General features: G+C 47.4%; 13 protein-coding genes. 9 read left to right on the top strand and 4 right to left on the bottom strand.

Going from position 1 to position 15,495, the window contains the following annotated elements; all coding sequences use genetic code 11:
• The first annotated feature begins 239 nt into the window (after positions 1 to 239).
• The 3 genes from trxB to tpx all read left to right on the top strand — a co-directional run bounded on the left by trxB (position 240) and on the right by tpx (position 2,106).
• Complete coding sequence (gene trxB / locus GC102_RS00690) at positions 240 to 1,169, top strand: thioredoxin-disulfide reductase (protein WP_171687791.1); 930 nt, start codon at positions 240 to 242, stop codon at positions 1,167 to 1,169.
• Between the two features lie 38 nt (positions 1,170 to 1,207).
• Positions 1,208 to 1,519: a thioredoxin gene (gene trxA, locus GC102_RS00685; protein ID WP_171687790.1), complete on the top strand. Its 312-nt coding sequence runs from the start codon at positions 1,208 to 1,210 to the stop codon at positions 1,517 to 1,519.
• A 62-nt stretch (positions 1,520 to 1,581) separates the two neighbouring features.
• Positions 1,582 to 2,106: a thiol peroxidase gene (tpx, locus tag GC102_RS00680; protein WP_171687789.1), complete on the top strand. Its 525-nt coding sequence runs from the start codon at positions 1,582 to 1,584 to the stop codon at positions 2,104 to 2,106.
• A gap of 562 nt (positions 2,107 to 2,668) precedes the next feature.
• Here the strand turns inward: tpx and GC102_RS00675 are convergent.
• Positions 2,669 to 4,987 carry a UvrD-helicase domain-containing protein gene (locus tag GC102_RS00675; protein WP_246320675.1) on the bottom strand — a complete coding sequence of 773 codons (2,319 nt, stop codon included), beginning with the start codon at positions 4,985 to 4,987 and terminating at the stop codon, positions 2,669 to 2,671.
• A gap of 78 nt (positions 4,988 to 5,065) precedes the next feature.
• Between GC102_RS00675 and GC102_RS00670 the strand changes: the two genes are divergently transcribed.
• On the top strand, positions 5,066 to 5,929 hold the full coding sequence (locus tag GC102_RS00670; protein WP_171687787.1) for a YihY/virulence factor BrkB family protein: 864 nt from the start codon (positions 5,066 to 5,068) through the stop codon (positions 5,927 to 5,929).
• Positions 5,930 to 5,955: 26 nt separating this feature from the next.
• On the opposite strand, the gene uvsE is transcribed toward GC102_RS00670, so the two are convergent.
• Both uvsE and pyk read right to left on the bottom strand, forming a co-directional pair.
• Positions 5,956 to 6,903, bottom strand: coding sequence for a UV DNA damage repair endonuclease UvsE (gene uvsE, locus GC102_RS00665; RefSeq protein WP_171687786.1), 948 nt, complete (start codon positions 6,901 to 6,903; stop codon positions 5,956 to 5,958).
• A 517-nt stretch (positions 6,904 to 7,420) separates the two neighbouring features.
• Complete coding sequence (pyk, locus tag GC102_RS00660) at positions 7,421 to 8,833, bottom strand: pyruvate kinase (protein ID WP_171687785.1); 1,413 nt, start codon at positions 8,831 to 8,833, stop codon at positions 7,421 to 7,423.
• 123 nt (positions 8,834 to 8,956) lie between these two features.
• On the opposite strand from pyk, the gene GC102_RS00655 reads away from it, so the two are divergent.
• Positions 8,957 to 9,739, top strand: coding sequence for an AraC family transcriptional regulator (locus tag GC102_RS00655; RefSeq protein WP_171687784.1), 783 nt, complete (start codon positions 8,957 to 8,959; stop codon positions 9,737 to 9,739).
• A 7-nt stretch (positions 9,740 to 9,746) separates the two neighbouring features.
• On the opposite strand, the gene GC102_RS00650 is transcribed toward GC102_RS00655, so the two are convergent.
• Positions 9,747 to 10,478: a DUF3105 domain-containing protein gene (locus GC102_RS00650; RefSeq protein ID WP_171687783.1), complete on the bottom strand. Its 732-nt coding sequence runs from the start codon at positions 10,476 to 10,478 to the stop codon at positions 9,747 to 9,749.
• Between the two features lie 188 nt (positions 10,479 to 10,666).
• On the opposite strand from GC102_RS00650, the gene GC102_RS40245 reads away from it, so the two are divergent.
• The 4 genes from GC102_RS40245 (at position 10,667) to GC102_RS00630 (ending at position 15,238) form a co-directional block, all read left to right on the top strand.
• Positions 10,667 to 12,112 (top strand): methyl-accepting chemotaxis protein, encoded by a 1,446-nt coding sequence (locus tag GC102_RS40245; RefSeq protein ID WP_171687782.1) that lies wholly within the window; start codon positions 10,667 to 10,669, stop codon positions 12,110 to 12,112.
• 264 nt (positions 12,113 to 12,376) lie between these two features.
• Positions 12,377 to 12,973 (top strand): ECF transporter S component, encoded by a 597-nt coding sequence (locus tag GC102_RS00640; RefSeq protein ID WP_171687781.1) that lies wholly within the window; start codon positions 12,377 to 12,379, stop codon positions 12,971 to 12,973.
• Positions 12,974 to 12,977: 4 nt separating this feature from the next.
• Complete coding sequence (locus GC102_RS00635) at positions 12,978 to 14,453, top strand: ABC transporter ATP-binding protein (protein ID WP_171687780.1); 1,476 nt, start codon at positions 12,978 to 12,980, stop codon at positions 14,451 to 14,453.
• Positions 14,444 to 15,238, top strand: a complete 795-nt coding sequence (locus tag GC102_RS00630) for an energy-coupling factor transporter transmembrane component T family protein (protein ID WP_171687779.1) — start codon at positions 14,444 to 14,446, stop codon at positions 15,236 to 15,238. The genes GC102_RS00635 and GC102_RS00630 overlap by 10 nt, the downstream gene beginning before the upstream one ends.
• The last annotated feature ends 257 nt before the right edge of the window (positions 15,239 to 15,495 follow it).

The raw sequence follows: 15,495 nt of genomic DNA, 5'->3' as shown, positions 1-15,495 counted from the left end.
CTATTATGCCGATTGAAACTGAAGCCCACTTGAAAGCTGACTGAAAGTTTGATGAATAGATAGGCTGAATCTTCCATTAACAAAGGGGATCATCCCTGAATTTATATTGTGTACAAATTAATTGTTGACAACGTTAAATGGAATTGGTATGATTCATCCATAAAGTTGTTTCAAATTAAATTGCTAACAAATAAAAAGAAAACATAATATGAACATGAAATATTAAAGGAGGCATTCCTATGCATCACAAAGCCATCATTATCGGAACTGGACCAGCGGGGTTAACCGCAGCGATTTACCTGGCAAGGGCGAACATGTCGCCTTTAGTCATAGAAGGCATACAGCCTGGGGGGCAGTTAACTACCACCACAGAAGTAGATAACTTCCCAGGATTCCCGGATGGCATCACCGGGCCGGAGCTGATGGACAATATGCGTAAACAGGCGTTGCGTTTCGGCGCTACGATTCAGTCGGGTCGGGTTACAGAAGTGGATATGTCTAAACGACCATTCACCTTGTTCTTAGAGGATGGAGGTCAATTGACGGCGGACTCGTTGATCATTTCCACAGGCGCAACCGCCAAGAAACTGGGTATCCCCGGTGAATCCGACAATATTGGTAAAGGCGTTAGCACCTGTGCAACTTGCGATGGATTTTTCTTTAGAAACAAGAAGATTATCGTGATTGGCGGCGGGGATACAGCGATGGAAGAGGCACAATTCTTGACTCGATTCGCTTCTGAAGTGCGCGTAGTGCACCGTCGTGACGATCTGAAAGCATCGAAAATCATGCAGGATCACGCCCACGGCAATCAAAAAGTTGCCTGGAGCCTCAATCGGACACCGCTTGAAGTCGTAGCTGGCCCTCTTGGAGTGACTGGACTTAAGGTGCTCAATAACGTAACTGGCGAGGAAGAGCTGCTGGAGGCAGATGGTATTTTTCTAGCGATTGGGCATACTCCGAACACTAGCTTCCTAGGCGGACAGCTGCCTACAGATGAACTCGGATATTTGCAGGTTATTCCCGGAACGTCACAAACGACTGTACCTGGCGTATTCGCCTGTGGAGATGTGCAGGATCGCATTTATCGCCAAGCGATTACATCAGCAGGAAGCGGTTGTATGGCGGCACTTGATTGTGAACGATTTATTTCAGAACAGCATGCTTAATGCATGTTAGTATAAAAAAACTTTAGGAGGAATTAGCCATGTCAGTTAAACAAATTTCCGATGCCACTTTTAACAATGAAATTGAAGCGGGTAATGTACTCGTAGATTTTTGGGCCCCTTGGTGCGGACCTTGTAAAATAATCGCTCCTATCCTTGATGAACTATCTGCTGAGATCGGTGATGCAGCCAAAATTGTAAAAATCAACGTGGATGATAACCCAGAATCCGCTTCTAAATATAACGTTATGAGTATCCCTACACTGCTCGTATTCAAAGATGGTCAATTGGTTGATCAGCTGGTTGGGGTACAACCGAAAGAGAAGCTTAAAGCGGTTATTGAGAAAGCATAACAAACAACGAATCACAACGAATCTAATGTGTTAAAACATACAATCCTAGGAGGAATAAGAATATGACACAGTTACAAGAACGCACAGGGGTAGCAACAGTTGGAGGAAATCCAGTTACTTTACTAGGACCGGAGATTAAGGTTGGCGATCAAGCGCCAGATTTTAAGGTAAATAAAGATTTGATGACAGAGGTAAGCCTATCGGATTATGCAGGTAAAGTGAAGCTGATTTCGGTCGTCCCTTCCGTGGATACAGGCACATGTGATGCACAGACGCGTCGTTTCAATGTGGAAGCAGATAAGCTAGGAGATAACGTCGTCATTTTGACGATTTCAGTGGATCTTCCTTTTGCACTGAGTCGTTTCTGCGGGGCTGCAGGCATCGATAAAGTCGTAACCTTATCTGATTATAAAAGCCGCGCTTTCGGTCAAGCGTATGGTGTCTTGATTAAAGAGATTCAGCTCGATCAGCGTGCGATATTCATCTTGGATGAGAACAATACGGTTCGTTATGTGGAGTATTTAACGGAGATGAAGGAGCATCCGAATTATGATGCGGCTTTAGAGGCTTTGAAGGAACTTGTTTAAAAGAGTTATAAAAGAGAGCAGCATTCCCACTAGGGATTGCTGCTCTTATTAGGTTAGCGGGGGGAAGGTGAAGCTTATCCCTTATTTAGCATGTTTAGTTTTTGCTGAGCTGAGTGAGATTGTGGATATATGCCTAATCATCGGCTCTGTAAGTGACTAGGTTTTTCTGAGAAATAGGAAGGCAAGTTGTACAACGTACAACAATTTCCTTGATTTCTTATGGGCAAGCTAAGGATTGTTGTATGTTGTACAATAATTTAGCCGCTTTTCATGCTATAGAGCTACTTTTGGCTGGAATTGTTGTATTTTTTGCAACAATCGCGTGTAAAACGTGGATTAGCTTGCTTAAAGTTGTACAACGTACAACTTTACACGGATGCACAAACGAATGTTTCAATATATTCGTTTTGGGAGTACTTGATTTGCATCTATTTTACGAACATTCTTGCTCAAGGCGGCGGAAGGCGTTTTTTTGTTTCGCATGTGATCCCGGCTGAAAGTTGGAGCCTTGATGTGGAAATCATCCATCGAAAAGCTTAAGTGGACATGTAAGCATGCTCGGCTAACGAGCGAGCGAAACCATGTGGCTGCCCTTGACCATCGCTGCGCTGCACAAGGGGCATGCCTTCGCCGCAAGCTTCGCTTCCTGCGGCGAAGAGATGCGCGACCAGGCCTTGCAGCCGGCCTGCTCGCAGATCCACGCCGCGACCCGCTCATTCGCGGCGGCGGGTTTCCCAGCAGCGGTCGGGCGCCGCGCCGCTGCTGCACCAACACCAACAGCCGCCGCAGGCTTGCGGCTGTCCACCGTGTCCGCGCCAGGGAACGCGGACAGCAGGAAGCGGGAAGGCTCCGCCTTCTTCCCGCGATAAAACGCCGGCGAGCTGATCAGCAGCTCAGCCTTGGCGCGCGTGACGGCGACGTAGGCCAGTCGCCGTTCTTCCTCCAGCGCGGCGGTTCCCTTGTCGCGCCCTGTAACCCCAGCCATCTTCACATCGTCCAGATGGCTGGCATCAAGTGCCGAGCTATGCGGCATATTGCCCTCAATCGCACAGAGCAAGTACACGATCGGGAACTCCAGTCCCTTCGATTTATGAATCGTCATGAGCGAAATTTTATTCGCGAATTGTTCTTTTTGGAGCCGGCTCATTTCGGTGCGTTTTTCCGCGACCTCATGGATAAAATAAAGAAACTGCTCCACCGTATCGAATCGCTTGGCCGAAGATTCCAGCTCGTCCAGCGTTTCCTTCAGCATTTCTCTGTGACTCGTCAGCTTGCTGCGCTTGTTCGTCTCTAGGAAAGCATCATAGAAATCCTTGCGAATCGCCTGAACGGCAGCGAGCGGCTTCATTTCAGCAAGCGATTTAATGAGCCGGATGCGACTTTTGAGCTTTTCTTTCTGAAAATCTTTCAGCTGAGGCAGACCGAGCAGGTGGATGAGCGGCCACTTTTTCGCCTGAATCGCTTCCTGATCTTGAATAATCCGCATGCCTTGGTCTCGTCCTATATATAATGAAGGTAGGACACCTTCTATGGCTTCGAAATTTCGCCGCTCATGGGCAAGCCTTAAGTGATCAATAATCGGCTTCACCATCCACTGATCGTAGAAGGAGTCATTGCTACCGTAATCCACAAAAGGCAAATTATGAAGAATCAACTGCTCGATAATCGCCCGACTGTTGCTGGCTGTCCGATACAAAATAGCGAAATCGCCATATTGGCTGCCACCCTCGGCTACTTTAATCCGAAGATCGTTAATTAACCAATCGGCCTCGTCGTCACTATTCGTGGGTTTCACATATTGCGGCTTCCGATCACTTTCCTTCGTGGCGAGGAGGGTCTTCGACTTCCGCTGGACATTGTGTGTGATGATGGCATTCCCCAGACCGACGATGCTTGAAGTAGAACGGTAATTAATATCAAGAGTGACCGTCTTGGCAGCAGGATACTTCTCATGAAACTGTAGAATAAATTCATTTCGCGCGCCATTGAACGAATAAATCGTCTGGTCATCGTCACCAACGACCATCAAATTCTCGTGGTCCTTTGCAATCATTTGAATGATTTCGTATTGCACGGTATTCGTATCCTGGAACTCATCGACGCTAATATAAGTGAATTTTCGCTGCAGCGAGCGCAGGACATCGGTGTTCTGCTGCAATAAGTGGTACGCTTTGATCAAAATATCATCAAAATCAATCTTCTGCTGTTCCATTTTCCACTGCTCATACTGCATGAAAATTTTCTTCACTTCTTTATCTTCTTCCGTTCCTTCAGGCAGGTCTTCGACCTCGATCAGCTGCATTTTATATGAGGAAAGCAAGGAAATGAGCACTTCGGGTTGGTATGTATCCTGCAGCCCCATGCCCAGCATGATGCGTTTGAAGACAATTTGCTGATAGCGGCCATCACTCAGAATCTCTTGTTGTAGCCCGTTCATTCGCAGTAATCTGAGGCAAAAAGCGTGAAATGTCCGCACTTGCATCGTATTGGTCATACTATGATCAAGACCCGGCATGGACGTGAGGCGTTCCCGCATCTCTTCGGCGGCCTTTTTCGAAAAAGTAATCAACAACATATTCGACGGATGAACCCGGTGGACACGCAGTAAATAAGCCACTCGGCACACCAGAACAGTTGTCTTGCCGGAACCGGCTCCCGCCAGGGTAAGTAAGGGACCTTTGAAATGGCGCACAGCCTGAACCTGCGCTTCATTCAACAGAATCTGATGGTTTTCCAAGTCGCGGAAAAAGTAAGCGTCACGATCGCTATCTGACACAAAATCGGAACTATTCGTTAAAAGCGCCATACGCGCATGCGGGATAGGTCGCTCTGTGGTTTGATTCGTACCTAATGGTGTAGGGTAAATAGAAAGAGAAGTCAAAATCATCACCTATTTCATAGCAATACTGGACTACCTATTCTATCACATTTATAGACCGATGAAAGGACCTATATACATATGGGGATATCTTACTTAAAATTGCTTTGGAATCAGTTCGAAAAGCATGATGCCACGGGGCTTGCAGCCCAATGCGCTTACTATTTTTTGCTATCGCTGTTCCCATTTCTTCTATTTATTCTAAGTCTATTGGGGTATTTGCCGTTCTCCTCGGATGATGTCATGGGGCTCATTAAAGAATATATTCCGGGGGCAGTCGCCGGGTGGATCGATGAAACGCTTAGCAATCTGCTTGATGTGAAAAGAGGAGGCGCACTTTCCTTCGGGATCATATTGGCCTTGGTGAGTGCCAGCGCAGCGATGAATGCGATCGTCATTGCCGTTAATAAAGCGTACGGGCTGCCTGAGCGCAAAAGCTTCATACACTCGCGTTTTCTCGCTGTGATGCTGACGCTGGGCATGCTCATAGTCATCGCTTCAGCGCTGCTGCTCAGCGTGTTTGGTCATTGGATCGGGGATTGGACGCTTGCCAACATTTCTATTTCATCCAAGCAAGTGGATCTGTGGAACAACCTACGCTGGATTGTAAACTTTGTGATCGTGTTTGTCGTCTTCATCGGGATTTACTACATAGCCCCCAATACGTGCTTGACCTGCAAAAGCGTCCTTCCTGGAGCGATATTCGCGGCAGTTGGGTGGCAATTAACATCCTTGGGCTTCTCCTTCTATGTTAATAACTTTACCAACTACAGCGCGACTTATGGCAGTGTCGGGGGGATCATCGTGCTCATGACGTGGTTCTATATTTCGGCGCTCATCATTATCATCGGCGGTGAAATTAATGCGATAAAGCATGTGAAGAGCCAGATTCATACGGTACCATTGGAAAAAAAGGATTCGACTGCGAATAAAAACCGCTTCTGATTGTTGGTCTGAAACGGTTTTTTGTTCTACCACGTCAAAACGCCGCCATCCACACGTTTCACGCCGCGAATTTTTCCAAGCTGCTCCGCAAGTCGGAACAAGGCTAGATCTTTCATTTTGGCTTCGATCATGACGTCGATGCGAGGGAGGCCAACCTCCTTGCAGCTTTTCAGAAAAGGGATGAGCTGATCGGGCTCAATGTAGTCGGAATGAGATCGGAACTCTTTCTCATCCTTTGGCGAGGAGACGTGAATTTTCATCGGAATGTCGCCCCAGGTCTTAGCAATTTCCGGCAGTAGTTCGATGGGAGAAGCTGTGGATGGGTTGCACCAATCATGGTGCAAATCCAGCATGCAGGGGCGCTGCAGCCTTTTGCTCACGGCCAGTGTTTCCTCCAGCGTGTAAGTTTTGTCGTCATTCTCAAATGTAAGACGCCGCATGATATGCTCGGGCACCTCAGGTATCTTAACAAATAGCCGCTCCGTGGCGGCTGCTTTATCTCCGTACATACCGCCAACGTGGATATTGATGATGGCTGACTCATCAAGTCCCATCCCATCCAAAATCGCAGCGTGATAGTGCAAGTCCCTTATAGCGGCCTTCACAACCGAGTCACTCCCGTTTAGCAGCGTAAATTGATTAGGATGCATACTTAGGCGGATTCCCTGACTGTTGGCGAAATCGCCGAGCTTTCGCAGTTCATCTCTATATTCGGTGGCCACATCAATCTGCACATCCGGATGGGTGGCTAGTGGAATGAGCGACGATGATAGACGAAATAAACGAATACCATGAGCGGCATTATAGTACAGAATTCGCTGAGTTGCCTCGAGATTTTTGCGTCCGATCTCGATGACTCGCTGCATGGCCTCCTCCCGCGGATGCTGAGAGAAGAGCTTATATGTAAAAGTGGAGCTAGGGGTGTTATTAAAAATCGCCATTGCTATAGATACGAATCCGAGTCGGATAATCATGAGGCCTCCGTTATTCCATCATTATTTAGCTTGATTAGTCTGCCCCAAAAGGGAGTAATATCGAGCGTGAAGGGGAGGTCAGAGGGTAATAAGATTAAGAACCAACAAGGCTGCGGCTGAGTTCTTCACTGGAACGCGCCAAGTGGAGTTTGTTTAAACTAATTTGCTGCAAAACCTACATCAAATTTCACTGTAGCTGGACTTATCGGGTGGATTACCTGCATTTCCTGCATCAAATTTTCCGCTTAACGAGGGTTTTCAGCCTTTTGGGCGAAATTAGCTGCACATTTTGCAGGTAATTCCATCCGAAAGGGGATAAACCCATAATTTTGATGTACGAAATGCAGGTAGTGTCACCTTAGCGCTCCCCATGATGGTCTAGGCAACCTTCGTCTCGTACACAATTTCAAGTTAAACACAAATTCCCAAGCCACCCAACAAAAAAAGACACCCAAAGGGGTGTCTTTTACAGAAAATATTTGTCTGGGAAGGGTACAGCAGACGGTTATTTTAATGACTAAACCCGCTCAACCTTCAACAGGTTAGTCGTGCCTGATTTCCCAACTGGGATACCAGCGGAGACAACAGTGATGTCGCCCTTCTTCACGTAGCCGAGCGTCTCAGCTTGCCCGATGGCAGAGCGAATCATCGCGTCAGTAGAGTCGCAGAATTCGCCAAGAATCGGGATAACGCCCTGCACCATGCTCAGGTAGTTGATCGCATATTCATTGGACGTCACTGCGATAATCGGCGCTTCCGGACGGTACTTCGCGATCATCCGAGCAGTGAAGCCGCTCTCCGTTGGCGTCAAGATGGCTGCAGCGTGCAGCTTGTTTGCGGATGATACAACCGCTTGGCAGAGTACCTCAGTCACTTCGTTATTCGACTGAAGCTGTGCGTCGATCAAGGAGCTGCGCTCCATAGTTTGCTCTACGCGCTCGGCGATCGTCGCCATCATCGTCACGGACTCGATGGGATACTTGCCTGCGGCTGTCTCGCCGGAAAGCATGACAACGTCGCTGCCGTCAAGCACCGCATTCGCCACGTCACTTACTTCTGCGCGTGTTGGACGAGGGTTGCGCTGCATGGAATCCAACATTTGCGTCGCCGTAATAACAGGCTTGCCAGCTAAATTACAAGCGCGAATCATATCTTTCTGCGCAATCGGAACTTCCTCCGTCGGAATCTCAACGCCGAGATCACCCCGCGCAACCATGATGCCGTCAGAAGCTTCAAGGATCGAAGCGAAATTCGTCATGCCTTCTTCGTTCTCAATCTTCGAAATAATCGGCGTAAACGCTGCACCATGCTGTTCCAAAATCCCGCGAACTTCTCTAACATCGTTTCCGTTACGTACGAAAGACATCGCGATGATAGAAATATTCTCTTCAACTCCGAACTTAATATGCATCACATCGCGCTCGGTAACACCGGGTAGGGAAGTACGCACGCCCGGCAGATTAACACCTTTACGCTGCTTCAAGACACTTTGATTCAAGACGCTGCAAGTAACTTCTGTACCGTCAATCATTTCTACACGAAGCTCGATAGAGCCGTCATCAATAAGAATAAGATTTCCCGGCTTAACATCCTGCGGAAGGCCAGGGTAATTCACAGAAACACGTTTGGAATCGCCGATAATTTGCTCAGTCGTAAGCACAATGTGATCACCGCTTTGCAAATCGTAGGAAGCATCCTTCAATTGACCGATGCGGATTTCCGGACCTTTAATATCCATCAGAATAGGGATGATGACACCAAGCTCAGCAGCTGCTTGACGTACGCGCTGAATGCGTCCCCGATGCTCATCTAAATCGCCATGAGCCATATTCAATCTGGCGACGCTCATGCCCGCGCGAATTAATTCTTTAAGAGTAGGGACGGAATCACAAGCGGGTCCCATGGTACAAATGATTTTTGTTTTACGCATGGTGTTTAGGACTTCCTTTCGATAGTAACGAATGAATTTTGGCTTCATTATATGCCTAAATGAGCCGAAGTTCTATGAACTATAGTATGATGTATGTACTATAGTATGCAGGAAGGTGCCATTATGCAGGTGATAACCTTTACGTACGACAAAAGCAGCAATTGGTATAAGGAAGAGTTGGAGGGATGTCCCAATTGGATGCTCGTTCTCGTTACCTATGGCCGATGTGTGTATTGGATCAATGAGAAGAAGCAGGTAGTTGAGAAAGGGCAATGGCTGCTCATACCGAGCAAAACACCCTTTTATGGAAGGAGTGTGCCGACCCAGATCCATGAAAAGTACGTCGTTCAATTCACTGCTAAGGAAGCAGCAGAACTGTTTCCACTCCTCCAGCTGCCGCATTACACTAGCCGAGTAACGGGCAAATATGAGTTAATTGTAGATCGTTTACGCCTTATCCATCAGCAGTGGCAAGACAAGCAATCCTATTACCAAACACTGTGTGAAGCGCTGCTCAAAGAATTGTTTGTCTATCTCCATAGAGAGTGGGACCAAGATACTACAACGACCGCTACTGCACAGCTAGTGGAGCAGATGAAAAGCTACATTCAGAACCATTACCGCGAGCACGTGACCAAAGACGAGCTTGCCGCGTGCATAAGCCGATCCCCGAATTATGCTGCCGCACTTTTTCGCAAAGTGACAGGTCAAACGATCAGCGAATTCGTCCATGCTACAAGGATCAAAACGGGCATCTACATGCTTAGACATTCTGCGCTGTCAGTGACCGAGATTTCCGAGTTCATCGGGTACAATGACCCGTCTTATTTTTACCGTGTATTCAGGCGTCTAACCGGCTTGGTACCAACGGATTTAGTATCCGACCGTGAAACGATTCGCAAGTAGTATTAACTTACATCGTACCGCCGCCGCGGCGTACTTCGGAAGGGATCTGTTCAGGTCCTTTATCAATGTTTTGGTAGATGAACGTTCCCACACTTGCTTCGTCAAACTTTGTAAGCTGCATCGTTTTCGTCCATGCGGTTACAACGACCTCCTGATCGCTAGGTACATCTGGATTGGGTACAGCTAGTACACCGGCTCCAGCTTTTTTAAAATGCGTCAAATAGTCGAGTCGATCTAGCAATTCTTTAGGAGCATCAGGGTGGTAATGAATAATGATATCGCCGTGCTCTAAATTATGAACAAGCATTTCATAGGAAGGTCTTTCCTTATAAAAGCCGAACTTTAAGTCATGTGGACTGTGTGTACCGGAGGTCGGGATTTTCATTTCATAGGATAGTGTACCCTCTGCATGCCCTCGTCCATAATCTTTATCTGTCACGACTTGGATAGGAGCATTTAAATTCAATTTTTCTACACTGTATTTGCTGGAATTTTGCTGAATTAGCGAGGTTCCCACACAGCATATCGCGGTAATAACGAGAGTGTGAGAGAGAAGCAACAAGGTCTTTTGCTTTTTTTGCAAAGCCTGTTTCTCCGTCTTTTTCAATCGACTTGTGTTCTGCTTGTGGGCTTTCGCGGCCAACATATAGCCAATAATCGACAAAACAAAAATAGCCAATCCTATGTAGAGCAAAATAGCCATAAAATCAGGTCCGTGCTGCATGGTTGAATGATCCATTATAAATAATCTCCTTTTAGAATTAATTTTAAAATATCACACTACATATTGTAGTTATACTGTTGGCTAGAAGTCAATTTCTGCGTAAAGATTTGCTCGTTATCATTTGAAATAGAGGATTTTTCAGCCAATTGTTGAATGATGTAATAAAATGTCATTTCATGTAGAAAAAAAGGAGAGAAGTTCCAGTGTCAGAACAACGATTAGAATTACACAGAAGAAATGGATTAATGGTCAAGCTTTTATGGGGATGCTTGGTACTTGGAATCGCCGCAGCCTATCACTCGCCGAAAATGATCATGACTTTGCTCTCCTACGGAGCACCGATTGCTCTCTTATGTACTATCTTAACTTGGAAAAAAATCTGGGTCCCTTACACGATGTATGTTATTGCTGTAGGTTTTAACATCATTTCTTATTTTTTTATGGCCCATGTCCCCGCCCTGTCCAGTATTCTAATTTTGTTTCTCGGTTTGACCCTCGTTTCTTTGTATATGAACTTCCGACCGCTTTTGCTTAATGCCGTGATTGGACTTATTAATTTGAACTATTTTTGCTCCACATTACCCGGGGATTTCAGCCTAGTAACCATTAACGCTTTCTACTTGTTGACCATTTTAACATTGGTAGGGCAAGGCCAAATTGGAACTAGAATGCTTGCTAATGTAGTGAAAAGCGTGAAAGAGTCTGAGGTGTCGCGTGTGAAGTCAGAAGAAATTCTGACAGGCGTCCGTACAACAACAGAAGTGCTTGGAACATCCAGCAATACGCTTCAAGAAAATGCGTCCGTTACGGGCAGAATTACCGAAGAAGTCGTGGCTGCTTTTCAAGAAATCTCGATTGGCATTGAGTCGCAAGCAACCAGCATCACGGATATTACAACCGCTATTCAGGAAGTAAATGAGACGGTTGAGATGACCTCTTCCGCATCGAACACGATGAGCAGCAGGTCCCGAGATACGGCCCGGATGACGAATGAAGGCAAGATTCAGATGGAAGATTTGTCGCTCAAAATCAATGATATTACCGTTATCGTGACCGAAACTTCAGAAATTATGAATGCGGTCAATGAAGAAAATGTGAAAATCGGAAATATCGTTACAACGATTGCCGAAATAGCGAATCAAACGAACCTCTTGTCGTTAAATGCTTCCATTGAGGCTGCCCGCGCAGGTGAGCATGGCAAAGGCTTCTCCGTTGTTGCGAACGAAATTCGTAAGCTGGCGCAGAATGCACATGTGGCATCCACAGATATCTCGGAAATTCTGGGCTCTATTCAAAATAAAGTGGAGACAGCTGTGGAGAAGGTTGCCGTCGGTATTACCGCCGTAGAATCAGGTAAGAAATCAGCGGAGAGCGTCGATCAGTTGTTCGAAGTCATCAACAATAACACGACTGAAGTCATGGAACAAGCGGAAAACCTCCAGCGCATGAATGCTCAATTGCTAACTTCGTCGCAAAGAGTTGCTGAGGAAATGACTTCCGTTGCAGCGATTACTGAGCAATCCGCAGCTTCCGTGCAAGAGGTGCTTGCTAGCGCTGAAGTACAGCAAAGGCGTGTTGAAGATATCGTAGACAGCATTCGCCAGCTGAACGGATTAACGAATGATTTGCAGCATTTGATTGAAAAATAGAGCGAATTTCTCAAAAAAGCATTGCCAAAAAGTTGGCAATCCGCTACAGTTAAGCCAAATGAATAGCAACACGGGTGCTTGATGAAGTCAGGCTGAGATAGTGGCCCCATGCCACTGACCGTTAATCTGATCTGGGTAATGCCAGCGTAGAGAATGAAGTGCCTTTTTGCACTAATTTTATGCCTGCCGCTACCCGGTGGGCTTTTTTTCGTGTTCGTCTATCTCATTTATACATCTATATATGAAAAGGAGTCGAATAAACAGATGGCACAAAAAGAAACAGCAGCAAAGGGTTTGAGATTGACTGATATTTTGATCACCATTGTGATCGCAGCGGTGTTTGGTGTGATTTATCGCGTATGGGGGCCAATGTACGATATTTTGAAACCATTCGGTCTTCACGCGGAGCAGTTGAGCTATGGCATGTGGTTTATGGCAGCGACCTTCGCATTTCTGGTTATTCGCAAACCTGGCGTTGCCTTATTGGCTGAAGTAGCGGCTGCGACGATTGAGGCGCTTTTTGGTGGCTCTTGGGGTGTTTCAACGTTGGTATATGGATTGCTGCAGGGGCTTGGTGCCGAACTCGTTTTTGCCCTTTTCCTTTACCGCCGTGCAAATGTTGGTATGACCATCCTAGCGTCCTTCGCATCTGCAGCGTTATCGTTGCTTGTGGATAATTACTATGGCTATATTGATCAACTCACGTTCTGGAATTACTGTCTGTTTATTGGACTTCGACTGTTAGGCAGCGCTTTGATCGCCGGCGTATTCGCTTACTACCTAGCAGGTGCATTGGCTCGTACTGGTGTGCTCAGTCTAGTTCGTCCTGTTTCGAAGAAAGATTACGACGTATTGGGGTAACGTGATGAGCGAAGGAATGAGCGTTACGAATTTAAGGTTAAAATATCCCGGAGAAGATGCCCCCCTGTTATTTCAGGGGGTTTCCTTTTCAATTGAACCTGGAGAGAAGGTACTGCTTCTAGGGCCGAGCGGCTGCGGAAAATCAACTCTGCTTCAAGTGCTGAGCGGTATTGTGCCTGACATTGTAGAGATTCCGCTCAAGGCAGATGGCATTCACATTCCAAGCCGCTCAGGCTATGTCTTTCAAGATCCGGAGACACAGTTCTGCATGCCGTATGTGGATGAGGAAATTGCTTTCGTCTTGGAAAATTTACAAGTCCCACGTGAGAAGATGCCTGCTCGTATCGCATATTATCTGGAGCTGGTGGGGCTTCAACTAGAAGACACCCATACCTTGATTGGGAATCTGTCGCAAGGAATGAAACAGCGGCTTGCTATTGCGAGTGTGCTTGCCCTAGAGCCGGAAGTGCTGTTCCTTGACGAGCCTACGGCGCTTTTGGATGAAGAAGGCACTGAGCAGGTATGGGAAACGATTCGAAGGATTAGTGCTGAGAAGACACTGGTTATCGTGGAGCATAAAATAAGCGGCATCCTAGGATTCATCGACCGCTTGATCGTCATGTCACCAGATGGAGGACTGCTAGCAGATGGTCCACCTCAAGAGGTGTTCGAGGCGTACAAACAGCAGATGATCGACTACGGGATCTGGTACCCTGGGGTTTGGGACGATAATGGAATGGATTTAAAAACATCTTCCGTCCTTCAGACTGCGGCGCCGGTCATGACCCTACGCGATTTTGTAGGGTTACGCGGAGGGCAGATCAAGACCTCTGTGGATAACTTGAGCGTCTATCCTGGCGACTGGATTACCGTTGTCGGCGCCAACGGCGCTGGCAAAAGCTCGCTGCTGCTAGCGATCATGCGGCTCATCCCAACCCACGGCAGCTGCTGGATTGAGGGGGTGAAGGGCAGCAAAGTCGAGCACCTTGCAGAGCAAGTCGGCTTTGTGTTCCAAAACCCCGAATTCCAATTCGTCACGAATTCGGTGGAGGAAGAGCTGGCCTACTCCTTGCCGGAAGCGGAGCAGGGGCGGGATGTGCAGCCGGCGGCTATAGAGCGGCTGCTTAGGGAATACGACCTGCTCGCGCTGCGCAAGAGGCATCCATTCCAGCTGTCGATGGGCCAGAAGCGGCGCTTAAGCGTGGCGTCCGCGATGGTGCGCGGCCCACGCATTCTGCTGCTCGATGAGCCCACCTTCGGGCTCGATGCGCGCGGCACGCTGCGCATCTTGCAGCAGCTGGAGCGGCTGCGGGCGAGCGGAACTGTGATCGTGATGGTCACGCACGATCCGGAGATTGTGAAACGCTGCGCCACACGCGTTTGGCAGGTTGAAGATGGGCATGTGAAGGAGTTGCCGGCTGAGAAGCTGCCGGCCTCAGTTGCACATGCTCCGGAAGGAGCTGCGATGCTATGCAAATAACATTCGCGTATCGTGAAACCTGGCTGCACCGGGTGAATCCGGGTGTGAAGCTTATCCTGTCCATCTTGTTGTTTGTTGTTGTCGTGTTCACGCATAATCTGAATGCCATGATGTATTTGACCTTGGGAGCACTGGTACCGCTCTTCTTGTTCTCAGGCCATCCAATGAAGCGGCTGTTGTTGTATGCTTCACCGTTCCTGCTGATCTTCCTATCCTCTTCCACGGGGATGATGATGTTCGGCAGCGGAGATACGCTTTGGTACCAGTTGGGCTTCATCCGAATCACCGAAGAAAGCTTCTATCGCGGGATCCATCTGGGCTTTCGGGGCCTTCAGGTTGCTGCGGTCGGGCTGCTGTTCAGCTTGACCACACGGCCGGTCGCGCTGTTCTATGCCATGATGCAGCAGTGGAAAGTCGCGCCGAAATACGCATACAGCTTCCTCGCCGCGCTGCGCATGCTGCCGCTTATGCTTGAAGAATTTCAAACCCTTCGCTTTGCGCTGAAGGTGCGGGGCAAAAAGAAGCGTAATCCAATCACCGGATGGTATACGACGCTGCGCATGTATGCCATTCCGCTGCTTGCCCAGAGCATACGCCGCGCTCACCGGACGGCTGTGGCCATGGAAGCGAAGCGTTTTTCCGCGCAAAAAAAACGGACTTATTATTATGTATCATCCTATTCGGTGTTAGATGTTTACTATATCTTTTATTGGATTTTGCTCGTCATTCTAGCTAATTGGCTGGGGAAAGTATGGCCGTTGTTGAACGCAGCGGACGTCCGATAAGAATTATGAAGAGCAATCAAAACCAAAGAACAACTTGGTTTCGATTGCTCTTTGTTTACAGATAAGAATTTATATGTTTTGGGGTAAGCGAAGCTAACTCCATATTTATTTGAGTTGGGAGAAAGGTCGAAATACCTGAACTTGAGGGATTTGATTGGATTATATCCAATGATGTCTCATGACATCGGCGGTTGGGGTTAGTTCCATTGGATTTATACAGTGGAATATGTGGAAATAGCTCAGAAGAGCTGGTTTTT

Origin of the sequence: Paenibacillus germinis (assembly GCF_013141785.1) — a bacterium.
Taxonomy (GTDB): domain Bacteria; phylum Bacillota; class Bacilli; order Paenibacillales; family NBRC-103111; genus Paenibacillus_E; species Paenibacillus_E phytorum.
The sequence above is the reverse complement of the archived record's forward strand: the minus strand, read 5'-3'. Positions and strand labels throughout refer to the sequence as shown.

Bases quoted from the DNA above. Each gene is read 5' to 3' on its own strand.
- trxB (WP_171687791.1), top strand. From the start codon at position 240: ATGCATCACAAAGCCATCATTATCGGAACTGGACCAGCGGGGTTAACC.
- trxA (WP_171687790.1), top strand. From the start codon at position 1,208: ATGTCAGTTAAACAAATTTCCGATGCCACTTTTAACAATGAAATTGAA.
- tpx (WP_171687789.1), top strand. From the start codon at position 1,582: ATGACACAGTTACAAGAACGCACAGGGGTAGCAACAGTTGGAGGAAAT.
- GC102_RS00670 (WP_171687787.1), top strand. From the start codon at position 5,066: ATGGGGATATCTTACTTAAAATTGCTTTGGAATCAGTTCGAAAAGCAT.
- uvsE (WP_171687786.1), bottom strand. From the start codon at position 6,903: ATGATTATCCGACTCGGATTCGTATCTATAGCAATGGCGATTTTTAAT.
- pyk (WP_171687785.1), bottom strand. From the start codon at position 8,833: ATGCGTAAAACAAAAATCATTTGTACCATGGGACCCGCTTGTGATTCC.
- GC102_RS00655 (WP_171687784.1), top strand. From the start codon at position 8,957: ATGCAGGTGATAACCTTTACGTACGACAAAAGCAGCAATTGGTATAAG.
- GC102_RS00650 (WP_171687783.1), bottom strand. From the start codon at position 10,478: ATGGATCATTCAACCATGCAGCACGGACCTGATTTTATGGCTATTTTG.
- GC102_RS00640 (WP_171687781.1), top strand. From the start codon at position 12,377: ATGGCACAAAAAGAAACAGCAGCAAAGGGTTTGAGATTGACTGATATT.
- GC102_RS00635 (WP_171687780.1), top strand. From the start codon at position 12,978: ATGAGCGAAGGAATGAGCGTTACGAATTTAAGGTTAAAATATCCCGGA.
- GC102_RS00630 (WP_171687779.1), top strand. From the start codon at position 14,444: ATGCAAATAACATTCGCGTATCGTGAAACCTGGCTGCACCGGGTGAAT.